This is a genomic window from Paraburkholderia sp. SSBN10T (genome assembly GCF_056619545.1).
Window position 1 is genome coordinate 45,786 of the sequence record NZ_JBWQQI010000023.1, and the last position, 20,674, is coordinate 66,459.

Annotated in this window: 18 protein-coding genes; 8 read left to right on the forward strand and 10 right to left on the reverse strand. The window is 65.9% G+C overall.

The window, feature by feature from the left end:
* Window positions 1-88 precede the first annotated feature (88 nt).
* Genes AC1ECK_RS28775 through AC1ECK_RS28805 form a run of 7 tightly spaced genes read left to right on the forward strand, consistent with a single transcriptional unit; the run spans window position 89 to window position 6,998 of the window.
* Entirely contained in the window at window positions 89-1,180 is a 1,092-nt protein-coding gene (locus AC1ECK_RS28775; RefSeq protein WP_480325278.1) for an ABC transporter ATP-binding protein, read from the forward strand.
* Window positions 1,173-2,150 (forward strand): ABC transporter permease, encoded by a 978-nt coding sequence (locus AC1ECK_RS28780; RefSeq protein ID WP_480325280.1) that lies wholly within the window; start codon window positions 1,173-1,175, stop codon window positions 2,148-2,150. The genes AC1ECK_RS28775 and AC1ECK_RS28780 overlap by 8 nt, the downstream gene beginning before the upstream one ends.
* A gap of 23 nt (window positions 2,151-2,173) precedes the next feature.
* Complete coding sequence (locus AC1ECK_RS28785; protein ID WP_480325282.1) at window positions 2,174-2,968, forward strand: ABC transporter permease; 795 nt, start codon at window positions 2,174-2,176, stop codon at window positions 2,966-2,968.
* Entirely contained in the window at window positions 2,968-3,381 is a 414-nt protein-coding gene (locus tag AC1ECK_RS28790; RefSeq protein ID WP_480325284.1) for a (2Fe-2S)-binding protein, read from the forward strand. Before AC1ECK_RS28785 ends, AC1ECK_RS28790 begins: the two co-directional genes overlap by 1 nt.
* Window positions 3,378-4,811, forward strand: a complete 1,434-nt coding sequence (locus AC1ECK_RS28795) for an FAD/NAD(P)-dependent oxidoreductase (RefSeq protein WP_480325285.1) — start codon at window positions 3,378-3,380, stop codon at window positions 4,809-4,811. The genes AC1ECK_RS28790 and AC1ECK_RS28795 overlap by 4 nt, the downstream gene beginning before the upstream one ends.
* Window positions 4,804-5,931: an NAD(P)/FAD-dependent oxidoreductase gene (locus AC1ECK_RS28800; RefSeq protein ID WP_480325287.1), complete on the forward strand. Its 1,128-nt coding sequence runs from the start codon at window positions 4,804-4,806 to the stop codon at window positions 5,929-5,931. The genes AC1ECK_RS28795 and AC1ECK_RS28800 overlap by 8 nt, the downstream gene beginning before the upstream one ends.
* 20 nt (window positions 5,932-5,951) lie before the next feature.
* Window positions 5,952-6,998: an ABC transporter substrate-binding protein gene (locus AC1ECK_RS28805; protein WP_480325289.1), complete on the forward strand. Its 1,047-nt coding sequence runs from the start codon at window positions 5,952-5,954 to the stop codon at window positions 6,996-6,998.
* Window positions 6,999-7,294: 296 nt separating this feature from the next.
* Here AC1ECK_RS28805 and AC1ECK_RS28810 read toward each other — a convergent pair whose 3' ends face one another.
* The 8 genes from AC1ECK_RS28810 to AC1ECK_RS28845 form a co-directional block, all read right to left on the reverse strand.
* Entirely contained in the window at window positions 7,295-7,594 is a 300-nt protein-coding gene (locus AC1ECK_RS28810; protein ID WP_480325291.1) for a hypothetical protein, read from the reverse strand.
* Between the two features lie 110 nt (window positions 7,595-7,704).
* Window positions 7,705-8,640: a 2-dehydropantoate 2-reductase gene (panE, locus tag AC1ECK_RS28815; RefSeq protein WP_480325293.1), complete on the reverse strand. Its 936-nt coding sequence runs from the start codon at window positions 8,638-8,640 to the stop codon at window positions 7,705-7,707.
* A gap of 187 nt (window positions 8,641-8,827) precedes the next feature.
* The gene (locus AC1ECK_RS28820) at window positions 8,828-10,012 is read right to left on the reverse strand and encodes a thiolase family protein (RefSeq protein ID WP_480325411.1); all 1,185 of its coding nucleotides are present in this window, start codon (window positions 10,010-10,012) and stop codon (window positions 8,828-8,830) included.
* Window positions 10,013-10,051: 39 nt separating this feature from the next.
* Window positions 10,052-11,473 carry an efflux transporter outer membrane subunit gene (locus AC1ECK_RS28825; protein ID WP_480325295.1) on the reverse strand — a complete coding sequence of 474 codons (1,422 nt, stop codon included), beginning with the start codon at window positions 11,471-11,473 and terminating at the stop codon, window positions 10,052-10,054.
* A gap of 20 nt (window positions 11,474-11,493) precedes the next feature.
* The gene (locus tag AC1ECK_RS28830) at window positions 11,494-13,068 is read right to left on the reverse strand and encodes a DHA2 family efflux MFS transporter permease subunit (protein WP_480325297.1); all 1,575 of its coding nucleotides are present in this window, start codon (window positions 13,066-13,068) and stop codon (window positions 11,494-11,496) included.
* A 36-nt stretch (window positions 13,069-13,104) separates the two neighbouring features.
* Window positions 13,105-14,244 (reverse strand): HlyD family secretion protein, encoded by a 1,140-nt coding sequence (locus AC1ECK_RS28835; protein ID WP_480325299.1) that lies wholly within the window; start codon window positions 14,242-14,244, stop codon window positions 13,105-13,107.
* Window positions 14,245-14,367: 123 nt separating this feature from the next.
* Window positions 14,368-14,784, reverse strand: a complete 417-nt coding sequence (locus AC1ECK_RS28840) for a MarR family winged helix-turn-helix transcriptional regulator (protein WP_480325301.1) — start codon at window positions 14,782-14,784, stop codon at window positions 14,368-14,370.
* 120 nt (window positions 14,785-14,904) lie between these two features.
* Window positions 14,905-15,330 carry a MarR family winged helix-turn-helix transcriptional regulator gene (locus AC1ECK_RS28845; RefSeq protein WP_480325303.1) on the reverse strand — a complete coding sequence of 142 codons (426 nt, stop codon included), beginning with the start codon at window positions 15,328-15,330 and terminating at the stop codon, window positions 14,905-14,907.
* A gap of 200 nt (window positions 15,331-15,530) precedes the next feature.
* Here AC1ECK_RS28845 and fliD point away from each other — a divergent pair, with 200 nt between their 5' ends.
* Window positions 15,531-17,021, forward strand: a complete 1,491-nt coding sequence (fliD, locus tag AC1ECK_RS28850) for a flagellar filament capping protein FliD (RefSeq protein ID WP_480325305.1) — start codon at window positions 15,531-15,533, stop codon at window positions 17,019-17,021.
* 115 nt (window positions 17,022-17,136) lie between these two features.
* Here fliD and AC1ECK_RS28855 read toward each other — a convergent pair whose 3' ends face one another.
* Both AC1ECK_RS28855 and AC1ECK_RS28860 read right to left on the reverse strand, forming a co-directional pair.
* The gene (locus tag AC1ECK_RS28855; RefSeq protein ID WP_480325307.1) at window positions 17,137-18,027 is read right to left on the reverse strand and encodes a transglutaminase family protein; all 891 of its coding nucleotides are present in this window, start codon (window positions 18,025-18,027) and stop codon (window positions 17,137-17,139) included.
* Entirely contained in the window at window positions 18,024-20,663 is a 2,640-nt protein-coding gene (locus AC1ECK_RS28860) for a circularly permuted type 2 ATP-grasp protein (protein WP_480325308.1), read from the reverse strand. The genes AC1ECK_RS28855 and AC1ECK_RS28860 overlap by 4 nt, the downstream gene beginning before the upstream one ends.
* Between the last annotated feature and the right edge of the window lie 11 nt (window positions 20,664-20,674).

The following is a 20,674-nucleotide window of genomic DNA, read 5'->3' on the forward strand; positions in this document are numbered from 1 at the left end:
TTGACGACGCATAATTTGGCTGGCTAGAGTCGGCTCCACACGAAGCTTTGTCGATTCAGCCGGTGTTCACGCACCGAAAGGCCAGACCATGTCGTTCCTCACGCTCACAGACGTAGCGAAATCGTTCGGCGACCTACAAGCCGTCGCCGACCTCAATCTGTCGGTGGAAAAAGGCGAGTTCGTTTCGCTGCTCGGTCCGTCCGGCTGCGGCAAGACCACCACGCTGCAAATGATTGCGGGCTTCGTCGAGACCACGCGCGGCAGCATCACGCTCGACGGCCGCGACATCACGCACACCAAACCGAACCAGCGCGGCCTAGGCATCGTGTTCCAGAGCTACGCGCTGTTTCCGCACATGAGCGTCGCGCAGAATGTCGCCTTCGGTCTGGAAATGCGCAGCATCGGCAAGGCGGAGCGCCATGAACGGGTTCGCGAAGCGCTGGCGCTGGTGCGGCTCGATACGCTCGCCCACCGCTTTCCGCGCGAACTCTCCGGCGGCCAGCGGCAACGCGTGGCGATCGCGCGCGCCATCGTGATCGCGCCGCCCGTGCTGCTGCTCGACGAGCCGATGTCGAATCTCGACGCCAAGCTGCGCGAGGACATGCAGTTCGAACTGCGCGCGATCCAGCGCAAGATCGGCACGACCACCATCATGGTCACGCACGACCAGTCCGAGGCGCTCTCGATCAGCGACCGCGTGGTGGTGATGGAAGCGGGCCGCATCACGCAGATCGACACGCCGTATCGCGCCTACGAACGCCCCGAAAACCAGTTTGTCTCGCAGTTCATCGGCAAGGCCAACATGCTGCCGGGCACGATCGTCGCGCGCGACGGCGACGCCATCCGCATCGACCTCGGCCACGATCTCGCCGAAACCGGCCATACCGCGCAACTGCCGATGCGCGAGCGCGTCGTGAAGATCGGCGACGCCGTCACGCTGTGCATCCGCCCCGAGAAGCTGCGGCTCTGCGCGCCGGATGCGGGACGCCTCGCCGCCACCGTCACGAGCCGCTTTTTCCTCGGCAGCCAGTGGCTTTACCGCGTCGATTCGAAGCTCGGCGAGGTGCTGGTGTGCTGCCAGAACGAAGGCACGGAACCGCTCGCGGAGGGCGCAGCGGTCGGCGTCGACTGGAATAGCGAGGCGATCCGCTTCGTGCAGCGGGAGGCGCGCCATGGCTAGCGCACCGCCTCTCTCCGCTGACAACGCCAGCAGCACCGGGAACACCGACCACGACGTGCACAAAAACCACGACGACAACGGCGACAGTAACCAAAGCACCCGCGGCACGCGGCGCGCGCCCTGGCATGCGTTCGTGCCGCTCTGGCTGATGTGCGCGCCCGCCTTCCTGCTGTTCGTGGCGCTGGTGCTGATCCCGCTCGCGATGACGCTCGTCTTGACCTTCTATCGCTTCGATCCCTCGAGCGGACCGATCGCCGCCTTCCAGTTCAGCAATTACGCGGAAGTGCTGAAATCCAGCTACTTCCACACGATCTTCCTGCGCACGTTCGGGATTGCTTTCCTGACCACCTTGCTATGCGTCGCAATCGGCACGCCCGAAGCCTATGTGCTCTCGCGCATGCGCGATCCGTGGCGCTCGCTGTTCCTGCTGGTGATTCTGGCGCCGCTGCTGGTGTCGGTGGTGGTGCGGGCATTCGGCTGGAGCATGCTGCTCAACCCCAACGGTCTCGTGAATCAGGCGTTCGGCCTCGTCGGCATGGGACCGTACAAGCTCGAATACACGACCTTCGCGATCGTCATCGCCCTCGTACACGTGATGCTGCCGTTCATGGTGATTCCGGTCTGGACGGCCTTGCAAAAGCTCGACCCGCAAACCGAAAACGCAGCCCTCTCGCTGATGGCCTCGCCGGCCACGACGCTGCGGCGCATCGTCTTGCCGCAACTGACGCCGGGCATCCTGTCCGGCAGTCTGATGGTGTTCGGCCTGTCGGCGAGCGCGTTTGCGATTCCCGGCCTGCTCGGTGGGCGGCGCCTGAAGGTCGCGGCCACCGCCGTCTACGACGAATTCCTCAGCTCGCTGAACTGGCCGCTCGGCGCGACCGTCGCCCTGCTGTTGCTGGCCGCCAACCTGATCGTGATGCTCACCTACTACCGGCTGCTCGAACGCAAGTACGCCCGCAGCATCGGCTAACCCCACGAGACGACGAGAATACGATGAGAAAAAACGGCCCTCTCGCGCTGCTCTTCCATGCGCTCGTGATCCTGTTCGTGCTGGCGCCGCTCGCGATCGTGGTGCTGGTCGCCTTCACGCCGGACGACACCCTGACGCTGCCGACGCACGGTTTGTCGCTGCGCTGGTTTCGCGCCATCCTCGACTATCCCGACTTCATCTCGGCGTTCTTCAACAGCCTGAAGCTCGCCTTCGCGTCGGCCACGCTGTCGCTGATCGTTGCGCTGCCGGCCGCATTGGCGATCGGCCGGGCGCGCTTTCCAGGGCGCGGTTTTCTGAACGGCCTGCTGCTTTCCCCGCTGGTGATTCCCGGTCTGGTACTCGGCATTGCGTTGCTGCGCTTTTTCGCGCTCATCGGTGCGACCGGCTCGTTTGCCTGGCTGGTGCTCGCGCACATGATCATCATCACGCCATTCGTAATGCGGCTCGTGCTCGCCGCGGTCAGCGGCCTCGACCGCAGCGTCGAGCATGCCGCCGCGTCGCTCGGCGCCGATGCCTGGACCACTTTCCGCCGCATCACCTTCCCGATGATCCTGCCCGGCATCACCGGCGGGTGGCTGCTCGCCTTCATCAACAGCTTCGATGAACTGACGATGTCGATCTTCGTCACCTCGCCGCAAACCGTCACGCTGCCGGTGCGCATGTACATGTATGCAACCGAATCGATCGATCCGATGATGGCCTCGGTGTCCGCGCTGGTGATCTTCATCACGGCCGGCGCGATGCTGCTGCTCGACCGCGTGTATGGACTCAACCGCATTCTGATCGGCCAGCACTGATGACCTCCTCTGCCCTGCCCCGTATGCCCGCAACCCCGTCGTCCCCTCTTGAGTCTTGCACCGAGCGCGGCCCGCAGTTCGTGCGCGTCGCCGAACTGCGACGCGCACCTGTGCCGTTCATTCTCGACGGTCAAGCGGTCAGCGCCTTGAGCGGCGACACCGTCCTGACCGCGATCCTGACGCAGCAACGCCAGCTCCGCCAGAGCGAATTCAGCGGCGAACCGCGCGCCGGCTTCTGCCTGATCGGCGCCTGCCAGGACTGCTGGGTGCGCAGCGAAGACGGCACGCGCCTGCGCGCCTGTTCGACCTTGCTTGCCGAAGGCATGCGGATCGTCACGCGCAGCGCTGCGCCGCAGGCCGGAGCAGCCTTGGCCACCACCAGCACGGCAAGCGCCGACGGAGCCGCACCATGAACCGGCAACCACAAGTGGTGATCGTCGGCGCCGGGCCGGCCGGCGTGCGCGCCGCCGAAACGCTGGTCGCGGCGGGCGTGCGTCCGGTCGTGCTCGACGAAAACACCCGCTGGGGCGGGCAGATCTATCGCCAGCCGCCCGCCAATGCAAACTTCGAACGCTCGAAGCAAACGCTGTACGGCTTCGAAGCGCGCAAGGCCGACGCATTGCACAGGACGATGGCTGCTCTGCTGCCACAGCTCGACTACCGGCCCGATACGCTCGCCTGGGCCTGCGGCCGCGGCCGTCTCGATACGCTGCACAACGGGCGCGAAACCGGCGTGCCGTTTTCGCACCTGATCATCGCCAGCGGCGCGACCGACCGCGTGCTGCCGGTGCCCGGCTGGACCCTGCCGGGCGTCTACACGCTGGGCGGCGCGCAGGTCGCGCTGAAGTCGCAAGGCTGCGCGATCGGCCGGCGCGTCGTGCTCGCCGGCACGGGACCGTTGCTGTACCTCGTCGCGTATCAATACGTGAAGGCCGGCGCGCAGGTCGCGGCCGTGCTCGACACCAGCGCCTTGTCGCAGCAGATCGCGGCTGTGCCAAAACTCGCGCAGCAACCCACCACGCTGGCGAAAGGCCTTTACTACGTGGGCTGGCTGCAGGCTCGCGGCGTGCGTATCGAGCGCAATGTGACGCTCGTCGAGATCGGCGGAGAGCGCCATGTCGACACCATTAGCTGGCGCGCTACCCGCAACGGCGCGGCACACGAAACGCTGGCCTGCGACGCCGTCGGACTCGGCTTCGGCCTGCGCCCGGAGACCCAGCTCGCCGATCTGGCCGGTTGCCGCTTCCGCTTCGATGCGCATAACCGCTGCTGGCTGCCCGAACTCGACGCAGGCGGACGCAGCTCGGTGCCGGGCATTTACCTGGCCGGCGACGGCGCCGGTATCGCCGGCGCCGATGCCGCCGAACTGGCCGGACGCCGCACCGCCCTCGCGCTGCTCGAAGATCTGGGCATCGCTCATCCGCGCGGTTCCAATCTGCCGGATGCGGCTTCGCTCGAGCGGCGCCTGCAACGTATCGCGATCTTCCGCCAGGGACTCGAAAGCGCCTTCGCGCCGCCCGCCGGTTACGCGTCGCAATGGCCAGACGCGATGACCGTGTGCCGCTGCGAAGAAGTCGATGCGGGAACGCTGCGCCATTGCATCCGCGGCGGCGCAGCGAGCGAGATCAACCGCCTGAAAGCATTGACGCGCGTCGGCATGGGCCGCTGCCAGGGCCGCATGTGCGGCGAAGCGGCGCTTGCGCTCTTGAGCGCGGAAACCGGCAAGCCGCTCGAAGCAGTCGGCCGGTTGCGCAGCCAGCCGCCGGTCAAACCGATTCCGCTCTCGCCCTCCCTCTATGCCGACGACGTCGCTGCGATTCCCGAGGAGGCGCGCGATGAATAAGCCTCTGCACTACGACGTCGCGATTGCCGGCGGCGGCCTGGTGGGCGCCTCGGCGGCGCTCGCGCTCGCGCGCGCCGGCTTGCGCGTCGGCCTGTTCGAGCGGCGCTTCTGCGGCGCCCAGGCGAGCGGCGTCAATTACGGCGGGGTGCGCTGCCAGGGACGCCCCGTCGAACAGATGCCGCTCGCCATGCGCGCGCGGCGCGTCTGGGACCGCTTGCCGGAACTGCTCGGCATCGACGGCGAGTTCGTCGTCTCCGGCCATTTGCGACTCGCTCGCAGCGAGAGCGATCTTGCCGCCCTCGAAAGCTGGGCGCAGATGGCGCGCGAACATGGACTCGAGCCGCAGTTGCTCGGCGGCGAGAGCTTCCGGCGCCGTTACCCGTGGCTGGGCGCCGCGGCGATCGGCGGGTCGCTGTGCGCCAGCGACGGTCACGCGAACCCGCGCCTCGTTTCGCCGGCCTTCGCTCGCGCGGCGCGCGCGGCCGGCGCCGAGATCCGCGAGCAGACCGAACTCAGCGAAATCGGCCATGACGGCACGCGTTTCCAGCTCCGCGCCGGCGCTCAGCATTTCACTTCGGACTGGTTGATCAACTCGGCCGGTGCGTGGGCCAACAAGATCGCCGCTGCATTTGGCGAAACCGTGCCGATGAAGCCGATCTACCCGAACATGTGGGTCACCGAGCCGCTGCCGCTCTTCATCACGCACAACCTCGGCGTGTACGGCGGCGGCATCTATGCGCGGCAAGTCGCACGCGGCAACTGCGTGGTCGGCGGCGGCCGCGGCCAAGGCGACGGCGAATACGGGCAGCCCTCTACCGAAACCACCCGCGCCGTGATGCGCGACGCCTGTGCGCTGTTGCCCGCACTGCGCGACGCGCTGCTGATCCGCACCTGGAGCGGCGTCGAAGGCGCAACACCCGACAGCAATCCGTTGATCGGCGCAAGCCGCACCGTGCCGCGCCTCTTGCATGCATTCGGCTTTTCGGGCGGCGGCTTTCTGCTCGCGCCCGGCGTGGGCGAAGTGCTCGCCGACCTCGTCGCGTGCGGTTCGACTGCCACGCCACTCGAGGCGTTTGCGATCGATCGTTTCACCACCGTCCCTAGCCTGCACGCTCTCTAGACAAACCCAGGAGATCCACCATGAAACTGTTCCGAACCGTCGCGGCGCTCGCCGCATTGTGTGCATTCGGCGCCGCGGCGCCGGCGTTGGCGCAGACCAAAACGATCTATATCGGCATGAACGGCGGTCCGATGGAGAAGGCGTATACGAGCCAGGTGCTGCCTGACTTCGAGAAGGCCAACAACGTGAAGGTGGTCGTGGTGCCCGGCACCTCGTCGGACATTCTCGCCAAACTGCTCGCCAACAAGGCCAATCCGCAGATTCACGTGGTGTTCCTCGACGACGGCGTGATGGCGCGCGCGGTCAGCATGGGCGTGTGCCAGAAACTCGACGACGCGCCCGTGCTCAAGGAGTTGTACCCGTTCGCGCGGATGAAAGACGACATGGGCGCAGGCGTGCAGCTCGGCATGACCGGCATTGCGTACAACAAGAAGCTGTTTGCCGAAAAAGGCTGGGCGCCGCCGACCTCATGGATGGATTTCGCCGATCCGAAATACAAGGGCAAGGTGGTGTTCCAGTCCGAGTCGAGCAGCACGTTCGGGCTGCATGGCTTCCTCGCGATCAATCGTCTGATGGGCGGTAGCGAACAGAACGTCGAACCCGCGTTCACGAAATGGTCCAGCACGGTCGGGCCGAACGTGGCCGAGTACATTCCGAACTCCGCCAAGATTTCGGAAATGGTGCAGACCGGCGAAGCCGGGCTGTTCCCGCTCACGCCGACCGCTGTCAGCGACCTGCAGGACAAGGGCCTTCCGGTGGCTTACGTGAATCCGAAGGAAGGTCCGGTGCTGCTGCTGGTTGACCTGTGCGTGGTCAACAACAACCCCGACCCGGCGCTCGCCCAGAAGCTCGCGCAGTTCCTGCTGTCGGCTCCGGCGCAGAGCAAGGCGGCCGATGCCGGCAAGCAGATCCCCACCAACCGCCTCACGAAGATGCCGCCCGCGATGCAGCAGAGCCTGGGCAATATCGACGATCTGCTGCGCAAGGTGACGGTGGTGGATTGGGACGCGATCAACGCGCACCGCGCGCAGTGGGATACGCGCTGGAACCGGCAGATCGAGCAGTAAGCTTAGGGCCTGTTCACGCTAATAACGGGCTTGCGCTGGCCGCCAGAAGGGCCGACCGCAAGGATTGCGACGCAGCGAATACCCGACGTATTCGCAAGGAGCATGACGCAGCGATCGGCCCTTCTGGCGGCCAGCCCCGCGAATGAATTTTCAAAATCAGGGGAACGTGGGTTGCCGGCCGCATTGCGGCGTCGCTCGTCTCTTGTTTGGCGCGGCCAAACGGCGCTCCTCGCTCCTTGCACTGCAGCCGGCAACCCACGTTCGCAAGCCCGTTATTAGCGTGAACCGGCCCTAGCTCAGACGACGATGGAGAGCGTGACCGCGAGCCAGATCGCGCTCACGCCACTGAGGAATAGACGCCGGGCCACTCGAATCCCGGCGTCGCTGCTTTCCGGCTCGACCGAACGGGTTGCCATCCACGGCACGAGGCCAAGGCAGGCGAAACCGCCGAGCGCGAACAGCACCACCAGCGCATCGCTGAACTTCCACGGCGCCGGCTCGTGGATTCCCCAGTAGCCGAGATACACGATGCCGATCGAAAACGTCGTCGCCGACGCCGAACTCAGCGCCACCACCGACCCGGTTGGACTCGGCATCCTGCCCTCCTGTTGAACGTCGGCCGCGGCATGCGCGGCGTGATCGATTCTACTGCAAGGCAGGCGCCAATCCGAGGCGCGCGCCGGTCCGTCGCCGGCCGGCCGACCGCTTACGCGGTGCGCGCCTGGCGAGCCTCGTAGGCCTTCAGATGGCTATAGGCAATGCGCAGCAGCGACAGCCCGGCATCGCGCTGCTGAGCCGCACCGCCGCGCTGGATCAGGTCGCCGAGAATATGATCGGCCTCGGTCCGCGCGTGGTTTTCGACGTCGCGCAACATCGAAGCCGTCAGCGGCGACGGCGTGAAAAGCGTCTGGTTGGCGCGTGCGTCGAAATGCGGCCCCATCGTAAAGCCGTTGTGCTGCGCCACCGCGCGGCATTCGCCGAGCAGTCCTTCGATCACGCGCCGGCCATCGGGAGCGCTCAAAATATCGCCCACCGAGCCGCGGAACAGGCAGGTGCTGGCCGCCAGCGTCGCCAGAAACACCCACTTTTCCCACATGCCCAGCAGGATGTGCTCGCTCGTCGTCACATCGAAACCGGCGCCCGCCATGACTTCGCCGATCGCGCGCACGCGCTCCGATACGCCGCCTGCCAGCTCGCCGAAGGCAATCGCATGCGCATCGTTCAGATGGACGATCTCGCGCTCGCGGTTGAGCGTCGCAGCGATCAGGCATTGGCCACCCAGCACGCGCTCGGCGCCGAACTTCTCGGTAAGAATATCGATGTGGCGCATGCCGTTGAGCAGCGGCAAGATCAGCGTGGACGGGCCGGCAAACGGCTCGAACGAGGCAATCGCATCGTCGAGGTTGTAGGCCTTGCAACTCAACACGATCAGGTCGAACGGTTGCGCCGGATCGCCTGCCTGCACGGTCTTGACGTCGCGCAGCGTGAGGTCGCCGCGCGGGCTCCTGATGACGAGACCGGCGCGGCTCAGTTCCTCGGCGCGGCCCGCACGCACGAGGAAAGTCACGTCACGCCCGGCCCGAGCCAGACGGCCGCCGAAGTAGCCGCCTACCGCACCTGCACCTACTACTAGAATTCGCATCGCATTGTCTCTTGGAGGATTGGTTGTTCACAGTTCGCGGGGTTCGCACGGGACGCTGGAATGGACCGCCCGGCGGCCGTAGCACGCAGGACGCGAAGCTGGCATCTGCGTGAATGTAGCAAAGATTCCCGCTTCGCATCGGCGCGGCGGGCCGTGCGCTGCACCGCCGCCGCGTCCGTGCCTCACGTCAGAGGACTTCAAGCGCCAACGCGATGCCCTGGCCGCCGCCGATACACAACGTGACGAGGCCGCGCTTGAGCCCGTCGCGGCGCATCGAGTGAAGCAGCCGGGTCGTCAGCACTGCGCCGGTCGCACCGATCGGATGGCCGTGCGCGATCGCTCCGCCCTCGACGTTGACAAGCTCTTCATCGAGTCCGAGCTTGTGCAGCACCGCAATCGGCACAGCAGCAAAAGCCTCGTTGATCTCAACGCGCTCGACATCCTTCAGTTGCCAGCCGGCGCGCGCCAGCGCCATCTGCACAGCCGGCACCGGCCCGAGCCCGAACATGCCGGGTTCGACCGCCGCGATGCCGTAAGCGACGAGCCGCGCGAACGGTTCGATGCCGTGCGCCTCCGCAAAACCGCGCTCCGCAACCAGCATCGCCGCGGCGCCGCTATTCAGACCGGGCGCGTTGCCGGCGGTAATCGTGCCGTCGGGCCGGAACGCCGGACGCAGTTTGGCCAGCGTCTCGACGGTGGTATCGGCACGCGGCTGTTCGTCGCGAGCGAACGGTTGCGGTCCCTTGCGGCTCTGCACGGGGACGCTCACCAGCTCGGCGTCGAACAGGCCGCGCTCCTGCGCCGAGACGAAACGCTGCTGCGAGCGTGCGGCCCAGCGGTCCTGCGCGTCGCGCGTGATCGCCATCTGCGTCACCAGGTCTTCCGTGTGCCAACCGGAATGTTCGCCGGAGAACGCATCCACCAGGCCGTCACGCAACATGCTGTCGTGCACCTGGGCATTGCCCATCCGGTAGCCCCAACGGCCGCCGTCGAGCAGATACGGCGCGCGGTCCATGTTCTCCATGCCGCCCGCCACCGCGGCGTCGCCGAGACCCAGCCAGATTTCGTTCGCCGCCGAGGCGATGGCCTGCGCCCCCGAGCCGCAGACCCGGTTGACCGTCAGCGCCGGCACGGCGACCGGCACGCCACCGCCAAACGCCGCCTGGCGCGCCGGGTTCATCCGGTTGCCGGCCTGAATCACATTGCCCATCACGACCGAGCCCAGCTCCGCGCCCGCCAGACCGCTGCGGCGCAGCGTCTCGCGCACGGCGGCAGCGCCGAGGTCCGTCGCCGGCACCTCCTTCAGCGTGCCGTTGTAGGCGCCAATCGGCGTTCTCACCGGGTTGCAGATCACTACATCGCGCTTGCTCATCATTACCTCTCACAGTTAGAAGTACCGCACTGCACCACCTCAGTTCGCGGCCAGCGCCGCCGGTGCATCCCATCCACCGCCCAGCGACCGGTACAACGCCACGGCCGCCAGCGCGTGTTCGCGCTTCGCCTGGTTCAACGCCTCGGAGTCGCGCAGATACGCCTCCTGCGCCGTCAGCACGTCGAGGAAACTGGATGCGCCGTCCTTGTACAGCTCAGTGGAGAGCCGCAGCGCGTGACCGGATGCATCCAGGGCGCCGCCGAGGCGCTCCACTTGCACGGCGTCGTTGACCAGATCGCCGCGGGTGTCCTCGACTTCCTTGAGCGCCTGCAGCATCGTCTGCTGCAAGCCGAGCTGCGATTCGCGCAGCTTGCTTTCGCTCTCGTCGATACCGGCGTTGATCCGCCCCGCGTTGAAGATCGGGCTGGTCGCGCTCAACGCCGCGCTGAAGAGGTTATCGGTCAGCGTGGGCAAGCCGAGATACGACGACGCCAGCAGACCGTCCGCCAGATTCAACCTGAACTGTGGATAGCGCTGCGCCTTCGACGCTCCCACTTCCGCCGCGCGCTGTTCGACGCCGGCATAGGCGGTGCGCACATCGGGGCGGCGCAACAGCGCTTCGGACGGCAGCACCTGCGGGACGTTTTGCACCGGCACCGGAATCGCGCGCGCGTCGCTCAACAACAAGCCGCCCACGCTTTCCGGCGTTCGTCCGCAATAAACCGCGATCAGGCTGAACTGATGCTGGATGCGCGACTGCACCTGCGGAATCTGCGCCTGCAGATCCTGCAACTGGTTCTGCGCACGCGCGACGTCGAGCTGGGTGGACAGGCCGTAGTGCAGGCGCTCTTGCGTGAGCTTGAGAGCGCGGTCCCTGATCTGTTCGTTGTCGCTCAGGATCTGCAGTTCGGACTGCGCCCAGCGCAGATCGATATAAGCGGCGGCCGTGTTGGCCGCGAGCGCCAGCCGCAGTTCATCGAGCGCTGCGGCGCGGCCCGCTGTCTGGGCCTGCGCGGCCAGCACCGCCAGCCGCTCGCCGCCGAACACATCGGGCGTCCAGCTAGCCGCTACACCGACGCCGGCCTGCCGCACATAGCCGAGCGGCGGCGGCGCATTCTGCCGCTGGTCCGCTGCGTTGGCGGTCGCATCCAGTTCGGGGAACAGCGCCGAGCGCTGCTGGGTCGTGATGGCCTGCGCCTGCTTGACGCGTTCAACCGCGGCCTGCACATCCAGATTGCCGTTCAGCACGTCCTCGACCAGTTGATGCATGACCGGGTCGCCGAAGCGCGCCCACCAGGCGTCCGCATCGGCGCTGTCTTGCGGCGCCGCGACACTCCACGCCGAAGGCGCCACCGCTTGCACGGCATGCGGCAGATCGGCATGCTGGGCGGGCGGCACGGCGCACGCAGCGAGGCTCAGAAGCAGCAGGCTCGCCATGCCTCTTGCGGTGATCGATTTCATGTCGTTATCCTGATGATTGTCTAGTGAGCGTCGGGCGGCGGCGGTGCTGAGAGGCCGAACGGGCGCGAAAACGCCACACTCAGCAAAGCCACCACAAAGCACAGCGCGACGGCGAGAAACGTGTCGGAAAAAGTCAGCACCAACGCTTCCCGCAGCAGCGCGGCATGCAACAGATCGAGGCCCGCATGCGCCGCGTTGAGCGTGTCGCCGCCCACCGCCGCAAGCCGCGCGGCCTGCTGCTGCAGCACGCCTTCGACGACCGGCCGCCCGGCGTTCAGGTGTTCGTCGAGCCGCTCGTAATGGAGATTCAGACGGTCGTTGAGCATCGTGCTGCTGACCGCAATGCCGATCGCGCCGCCCAGATTGCGCATCAGGTTGAACAGGCCGCTTGCCGAGCGCAGCCGCGAGGGCGGCAGCGAACCGAGCGCCATCGTCACGATCGGCGGTACGCAGAACTGCTGGCCGATACCGCGCAGGGCCTGCGGCAGCAACAGTTCCTGCCAGCCCCATTGATTGGTCAGCGGCACGTACAGGTAACAGCCCAGGCCGAAGCACACGAGCCCGAACACCATCAGCCAGCGCATATTGATGACGCGCGCCAGCAGCGAGTAGGCCACCAGCGCCACGAGCTGAAAACACCCGACGGACAGCAGCGCCAGACCGGTTTGCAGCGAGTCGAAACCGCGCACGCGGCCGAGAAACACCGGCGTCAGAAACACCGTGCAGAAGATGCCCACGCCCGTGATGAACGACAGCAGGCTGCCGACCCCGAAGTTGCGGATCGCCAGCGCGCGCAGATCGACGATCGGCTCTTTGGCGGTGAACGCGTGCACCAGGAACAGGAAGCCGCAAATCGCAGATATCCAGGTGCACACTATGATCGCGTCGTCGCCGAACCAGTTTTTGCGCGGCCCTTCTTCGAGCACATATTCGAGGCAACCCAGAAAGCCGGACATCAGCAGCATGCCGAGGTAATCGCCCTTTTTCAGGAGAGACAGGTCGACCTCGTCGATATGCACGAACTTCGGCACCAGCAGCGTCACGAACACGCCCGGCACAAGGTTCAGATAGAACAGCCAGTGCCAGGACCATTGCGAGGTGATCCAGCCGCCGATCACCGGGCCGACGGTCGGCGCGAGCGAGGCCAGTGCGCCGATGGTGGTCGAGGCAATCAGCCGCTGCTTGCCGGGGAACAGCACGAACGCGGTCGTGAACACGGTCGGAATCATCGCGGCGCCGAGCGCCCCTTGCAGGCCGCGAAACAGGATCATCGAATTGATGTCCCACGCGAGACCGCAGAGCATGCTGGTCACCGTGAAGCCGAGGGAAGAGAACGCAAACAGCCAGCGCGTCGAGAAGACGCGCGTGAGCCAGCCCGACATCGGGATCACCAGAATCTCTGCGATCAGGTACGAGGTCTGTACCCACGACAGTTCATCCTGGCTCGCGGACAGACCGCCGCCGATATCGCGCAGCGAAGATGCGACGATCTGGATGTCCAGCGTCGCCATAAAAAAGCCGAGGCACATCAACGCGAACGCAAACACCTTGGTGCGGGTCGGCTGGTCGGCGGGGTTCGACGGAGGGTGGGTCATGGCAGCCTTCAAGCGAAACGGGGTTGCGGCACAGGGTCAGGAATGCGCCGCAGCGCCAGCGGTGGTGGCAGTAGCGGTAGCGGCGGCTCCCGTTGCACCGGTGCCCAAATGCACCTTGACGGTCGCCGAGAGACCGGGACGCAACACGCCTTGCATGTCCTGCGGCACGTCGAGGCGAATCCGCACCGGCACGCGCTGCACGATCTTCGTGAAGTTGCCGGTTGCGTTTTCCGCCGGCAGCACGCTGAAGGTCGCGCCGGTGGCCGGCGCCAGACTGTCCACCACGCCGTGCAACGCTTTGCTGGAAGCGTCGAGCGTCACGTCGGCGGCGTCGCCCGCGTGCATCTTCTTCAACTGGTCCTCCTTGAAGTTGGCGTCGACCCACAGCCCGGTCGAAGGCACCACCGTCAGCAGCGACTCGCCGGTATTGGCAAGCAGCCCGACCTGGGCGGTGCGATTGCCGACGTAGCCGTCGACGGGCGAGCGGATCGTCGTGTATTCCACATTCAGCTCGGCCACGCGCTGCGCCGCCTGGGCCGTCGCCACCCTCGCCTGAGCCGCGCCGATCTGCGCATCGAGCACGCTGATCTCGCGCTGCGCGGCGAGCAAGGCGGCGCCGCTGCGATCCACCGCGGCGTGCGCCTTGACGAGGTCCGCATCCGCGCGCTCGACAATCTGGTTCGACACCGCCTCGTCCTTCACGAGTTCGCGGTACCGCGCTTCGTCCTGGGCGCTGCGGGTCAATTCTGCCCCCGAGGCTTTCACCTCGGCCACCTGCTCGTCGATGGTCGCCAGTTGCAGCGACTTTTTCGCCTGCAACTCGGTCACCGCGGCCTGCGCGCTCTGCACGTCGGCGCTCGCCTGGGCGAGCCGCGCATCGTAATCGCGCGCGTCGAGCCGGATCAGCACCTGATTCACCTGGACGTGCTGGTTGTCGCGTACCAGCAGGTCGGTCACGAAGCCGTTCACCTTCGGCGCCATCACCGTCACGTCGCCGCCTACGTAGGCGTCGTCCGTGCTTTCGACAAAGCGACCGACCAGCAGCCAGTAAGACAGTGAGCCCGCCAGCACCACCAGCACGGCCAGCACAGCAAGCAGCATCCACGGCGTGCGGCGGGCCGGTTGAGCGGAACCCGCGGCGCTGGGCGGGGCGAGAGTCGAAGGAGTAGTGGACATGATGAAATGTGCGTATGCACTTAAAAATATTGAAAATGAGCGTGACCTGCACGCTGCCTTGACCCGGCCTCTCAGTGCGCCCGGTCCACTTACGACAAAAACGTCCGACCCAGATCCTTCCGATCAGGCCTTCGTCATGTCCAACAGTTCGCGCCGCAGCGTCGCTGCGCGCTCGGCGCCGAAGCGCTGTTCGAAATCGTCCTGCGCCGCATCCCAGTGAACCCGCGCAGCCGCATACTTCGCCTCGCCGGCCGGCGTCAGGCTGAACGACAGCTCCCTGCCCTTCGTTTGTGCGCTCCGGCTCGACAGCAGGCCGCCGCGCTGCAAGGGTTGAATCGCCCGCACCAGCGTGGTCCGCTCCATCACCATCGCGTCGGCGAGCTGCTTCATCGTCAGCGACCTGCCGCGTCGAACCCGGCCGAGGATCGAAAACTGCGTGATCGTCAGTCCGACCTGGGCGAGATGCCGGTCGTACAACTGCGAGACGTAACGGGCCGCCTGACGAATCGCAAAGCAGTCGTCTTCGGGTAGCAATTGCATTGCGTCGGTTTCCATAATAAGTGCATACACACTTTTCGCCGTAAAACTCTCGAACCTGTTCCTGAAGCTTTCGATTCCATGCGCCGGCGCGGCGCGCTCAGTGCATCAGTGCACGCCGCGTCACTCGGCCGTCAGGCCAAACAACTCCGTGCGCAGCGCCTTGGCCCGCGCGCGGCCGAACTTCCCTTCGAACTCGGTTTGCGCGTTGCGCCAGGCAACGGCCGCCTTGGCAAACGTCACCTTGCCGCCCGCCGACAGACTGAACAGATAGGTCCGCCCGTCGTGTTCCGACGCTTCGCTCACCACCAGGCCGTCGCGTTGCAACGGCTTGAGCGCCCGCACCAGCGTGGTGCGGTCCATCACCATGGCGTCGGCCATCTCCACCATGGTGGCGGGCGCGGTGCGCGCGAGCTTTGCCATGATGGTGAACTGCGCAGCCGTCAGCCCCACCTCACCGAGATGGCGCTCGTAAATCTGCGTCACGTAGCGCGCAGCCTGGCGCAGCGCGAAGCAGTTGCACTCGTCGTAAGAGATCGGTCCGTTCATGGCAGGCAGTCTATATGTGCGTACGCACAGAGTCAACAAGCAAGGAAATAGAAAACATCTTGTAATCTTCACACATAAGTTCTTACAATATCTTACTTTCGATTCTTACAGATTCGAGACCAGCAGAAGCGCTTGTCTGAGCGCCTGCCAACTGCCGCTTCCCAATCAATAAACATGCTGACGCGAGGGGCCAACACGTCATGTCAACGGTAACCAGCAGCACCACTTCCACCTCTACGAGTACGGCGATTCAGGACGCCGCGCAATCGATCATCAGCGGCTCGACGAAATCGAATACCGATGTGAATGCCCTCGTCAGCGCGCTAGTCAACGCGAAAGTGGCCGGCAAGAAGGCGATGCTGACCGGCCGCGCGACGCGCGACAACGATCAGCTCACCGCGCTCGGTACGCTCAAGTCGGTGCTTTCGCTCATGCAAAGCGCGTTGACGCCGCTCGCCAACGGCACCGCGTTTTCGACCTTCACCGCCACGGCCAGCGGCAAGGGTCTCACGGCGACGGCCGGCAAGGGCGCGGTGACGGGCAGCTATGCCATCGACGTGCAAAGCATTGCCACCTCGCAGTCCATCACCTCGGGCGCGTTCGCCAGCAAGGCGGCGCTCGGGTCCGGCTCGCTGACCTTGTCGGTGGGCGGCAAAAGTACCACCATCACGATCGAACCCGGCAAGAGCACACTGGCCGATATCGCCTCGGCGATCAACTCGGCAACCGGCAATCCGGGCGTCTCGGCCACCGTGGTCAACGGCGTAGACGGTGCGCATCTGATGTTGCACGCCAACGCCACCGGCCTCGCCAACAGCATCAACATCCAGGTCGAGTCGGGCGACGCCGCGCTCAACAAGCTCAGCGTCAAATCCAGCACCTCCACCACCACGCCCGCCTCCACCGTGGTGGACGACTCGGGCAACTGGAAGCAAAGCGTCGCGGGCCAGGATGCGCACCTCAGCATCTCCGGCATGGAAGTCGCGAGTCCGAGCAACATCGTCACGTCCGCGATCGACGGTCTCACGCTGAACCTGTCGGCCGAAGCCGTGAGCAGCAGCCCGCAGACGCTCACGATCGCCCAGGATGCGGCCGACCAGAAAACCGCGATTGGCGCGTTTGTCACGGCGTACAACAACTTCGTCACCACCTCCGCTTCGTTTACCGGCTTCGATAAAACCAGAAAGGCGGGTTCCCAAGGTGGCGTGCTGCTCGGCGACGCGACGATGAACACCATTCGCAGCACGCTCTCGGGAGCGCTGAGCGGCGGCCTAAAAGAGGGCAGTGGCGCAGCCAGCCTGGCGGGCATCGGCATCACGTTTCAGAAGGACGGTACGTTAAAGATCGACGACCTCAAGCTGACCAATGCGTTGACCAACAACTCGAGCGGGATTGCAGCGCTGTTCAATTCGAAGACCGGTCTGGCAGCGTCGTTGAACACCTCGCTGACGTCGTTCCTGAAGACCGGCGGTACGCTCGATGTGCACAGCAATGCGCTGAACGCCGACCTGAAAGCGCTAGCCGACCAGCAGACCCAGCTCAGCGATTACACGGACAAATTGACCAGGAGCTATAACACGCAGTTCACGGCGCTCAACCGGCTGATGATGCAGATGAGCCAGAACGGCGACTATCTGACTGCGCTGTTCGGCGGCAAGAACAGTGCTGGGGCGCTGGCGACGAATAAGTAAGCGGAGTGCCGCAAGCAGGCGGCGCTGGGGTCGGTCCAGCGCCGCGCCGTGCGATGCCGGCCGCTTGCCAAGCCCGCATCGCCGCACCTTGTGTGGCTTCCCCGCGCTGCCGCCCTCACAGCGCCAGCACGCTCACCCCAACATCCACGCGGTGCGCACCGCCACCCAGAATCATCCCCCGCAACAGCGACACATCGCTGTAATCGCGGCCAATCGCGAGCGTCACGTGATCCATGTCGGCAAGCACGTCGTTGGTCGGATCGAGGTCGATCCAGCCGCTGCCTGGGCAATACACCGATACCCAGGCATGCGACGCATCCGCGCCGATCAGGCGCGGCTGGCCCGGCGGCGGATCGTTGCGCAGATAGCCGCTCACATAGCGCGCCGGCAACCCAAGCGAGCGCAGGCAGCCGATCATCACCTGGGCGAAGTCCTGACACACCCCGCTCTTCAACTCGAACGCGCGCTCGGCCGGCGTATCGAACATCGTCGCCGAGGGCTTGTAGTCGAAGTCGCGGTAGATGCGATGCATCAGGTCGATCGCCCCGGCCGCAATCGGCGTGCCGGGCGTGAAACTCGGCAGCGCATAGGCGCGCAGCGCGGGCCGCAGCGTGATGTTCGGCGAGGCGAAACAGAACTCCACCTCGGGCCGGAATTCGCCACCCACACGAAAGCGCAACGCCTCGGCCACCTCCTCCCATGCGGGCGTGGTGTCCGGATCGAGCTTGGTCCAGCGCGGCGTCAATTGCACGATGGTCTCGCTGACCATCTGCAGCCGTTCATGCGGGGCGTCGATCGTGAAGTAGAGCACGTCGTTGCCGAACGCATCGATCCGGCTGTGCAGATATGACGGCGCGGGCTCGATCGTCTCTTCATGCGAAATCACGCGCTGCCACGCGCACGCCAGCGGCCGGATGGTCGCAAGATGCTGCGCGGTCTCGACAAAGGTCGAATAGCGGTATGTGGTCCGGTGCGAAACCGACAGGACAGTCTGTGCGGCCTTCATGACGACACCTGCGAGGCGAGCGTGTTGGCGTGGCTGAAGTAGCGCGCGCTGATTTCGTTGGCCGCCGCGGCGGCAAAAGCGCCCAGGTCGTCGCACACCTGAATCAGGACGGTGTAAGCGCCGTGCTCGTCGGTTTCGCACAGACGTTCCAGCGACGGCAGCGTATCGGGCGGCGGCATCAGATCGACAAACGCGCGGTGCCGGGTGCCGCCCGCCGCAATCGTGATCTCGTCGAGCTTGCCGCACAACCGTTCATAGACACCGTACAGGCCGCGCGGATTGGTCGGCTCGACCACCAGCAGGTCGAGCAGCGCCGGCACTTCGAGCCGCCCCGGGTAGAGCGAGCGGTAGGTCAGCGTGCTGTCGAATAGCTGCAGCAGTAAATCAAAGCCGGCAGGCGTCGCAAGCTGCCCCTTGTCGGCCACCACGCGCAGAATCGAGGTCATCGCCGAGACCCGTTCGATATGCCGGCCGGCGAACAGCAGACGCCACGCTTCGTCGCGCGTCATGCGGTCGCCTTGCGCGCCGCTGATCGCCGAAAGCTGCGTGGCCAGGTGCTCGAGCGCGTCCATCAAGGTGACACGGTCGTAGCGGTCATGCCGGCCGCTGCCGGCCGGGGCGGCGCCATTGGCCCCACTGGCGCCGTTGGCGCTCGCAGACGATGCGCTAGTGGGCATCAACTTCTGCAATGCGTCGCGGAAGTCGTTACGCGCGGCGAGAATGGTGCGCCAGTGGTCGTTCGACAGCCGGCCGCGAATCTCGCCGCTCGCCCGCACTTGCGCACCCAGCACCTGGCCGATGCTGGCAGCGCCATTGGCCTCGTGCAGATTCGCGACCAGGGTGCGCTCGAAGGCCTGCAGCGAGTCGTCGGCGCGCACGTCGCCGAATTGCACCAGCCCACAGTACAACGCCAGTTCGACCAGCGTCTCGAACATCGCGTCCGCGTCGTTGCTCTCCAGCGAACCGAGAATCAGGCGCAGCAGGCGCACGTTGTTCTCGGCGCGCTCGCTGTAGCGGCCGGCCCAGAACAGATTCTCGGCGGCCCGGCTGGAGACCGTGCGATGCTTGCGCGCGAGGTCCGCGGGCTGCATCGGCGAGGGCAACAGCGTGAAGGTCGAGATCGGCTGGCTCGACAGCACCCAGGTATCGACGCTGCTGCCGCCGAACTGCATCGAGACGGTGGCCTGCCGTTCCGCGGCAAGGCGCGTGAAGCCGCCCGGCATCACATGCCAGCCGCCGTTGAAATCCGCGATAGCATACACGCGCAAGACCGATGGCCGGCGCCCGAGCGTGCCGTCCTCATAGCGCGGCGCACACGAATACGGCAGCGGCAACTGGATCGTGAAGTTGTCGGGCAGCGCTTCGATGCGCTCGCGCCAGGCCGCGAGCGGTTGCAGGCCCTGCGCCATGCCGGGCGCGCTGTCGCGCTGCGCCGCGGGCCAGGTCGGTACCAGAAAGGCTTCGTCGAGCCGGGCGAAGGCATGCTCGCGCGCCGCTTCCTCGCCGCACCACCAGGTCGGCACGCCCGGCAGCAACAGGTCTTCGCCCAGCAGCGCCTCCGCGATGCCCGGCAGAAAACCATGCAAGGCCGGCGATTCGACGAAACCCGAACCCGGCACGTTCGAGACGATCACATTGCCGGCCCGCATCACCTGCAGCAGACCGGGCACGCCGATCGTCGAATCCGCGCGCAGTTCGACCGGATCGCAAAACGCGTCGTCGAGCCGGCGCAAAACCACATGCACACGCTCGAGACCCGCGAGCGTCTTCAGATACAGCATGTCGTCGCGCACCGTGAGGTCTTTGCCCTCGACCAGCGTCACGCCCAGGTAGCGCGCCAGAAACACATGCTCGAAATAGGTTTCGCTGAACGGCCCCGGCGTGAGCAGCGCGATGTGCGGCGAGCCGTCCGCTGCATCCCCTTGCATCGCGGCACGAGCCGACTGCACCAGCGTGGCGATCAGTTGCGAGTAGGTGGGCGCCAGCCGGCTCACATGCAGCGAGCGGAACGGCTCGGCGAACTGGCTCGAGACAATCAACCGGTTCTCCAGCGCGTAGCCGAGGCCCGACGGCGCTTCGGTGCGATGCGACATGACCGTCCAGGCGCCGTTCGGCGCGCGCGCCAGATCGACGGCGACGACTTGCAGATATTGGCCGCCCGGCGGCGTGAAACCGCGCACCGAACGCAGATAACCGGGATGACCGAACACCAGCGCCGGCGGCAACTGGCCGCGCCGCAACAGCGTCTGCGGGCCGTAGACGTCAGCCATCACCGCATTCAGCAGTTGCGCGCGCTGCATCACGCCCTGCTCGATTTCGGCCCACTCGGCCTCGTCGATCAGGAGCGGCAGCAGGTCGAGCGCCCACGGCCGCGGCTCGCCCTTGTCCGCGTAGACGTTGTAGCTGATGTCGTTGTCGCGGATCTGTTGCGCGACCGAGGCGGTGTTGTTCTCGAGGTTGGCAATGCCGTCTTCGCCAAGCAAGTCGAAAAACTGCCGCCACGGTTCGCGCAACGCCCCGGACGCATCGAGCAACTCGTCCCAGTGCCCTTCGCGGACCGGCAGCACCCGCAGGAGCGACAGCGCATCCGCGTGTGCCGCGGTTGCCTCAAAGGGAAAAGTCGATTGAAAGGCCAAGGTCGTATCGG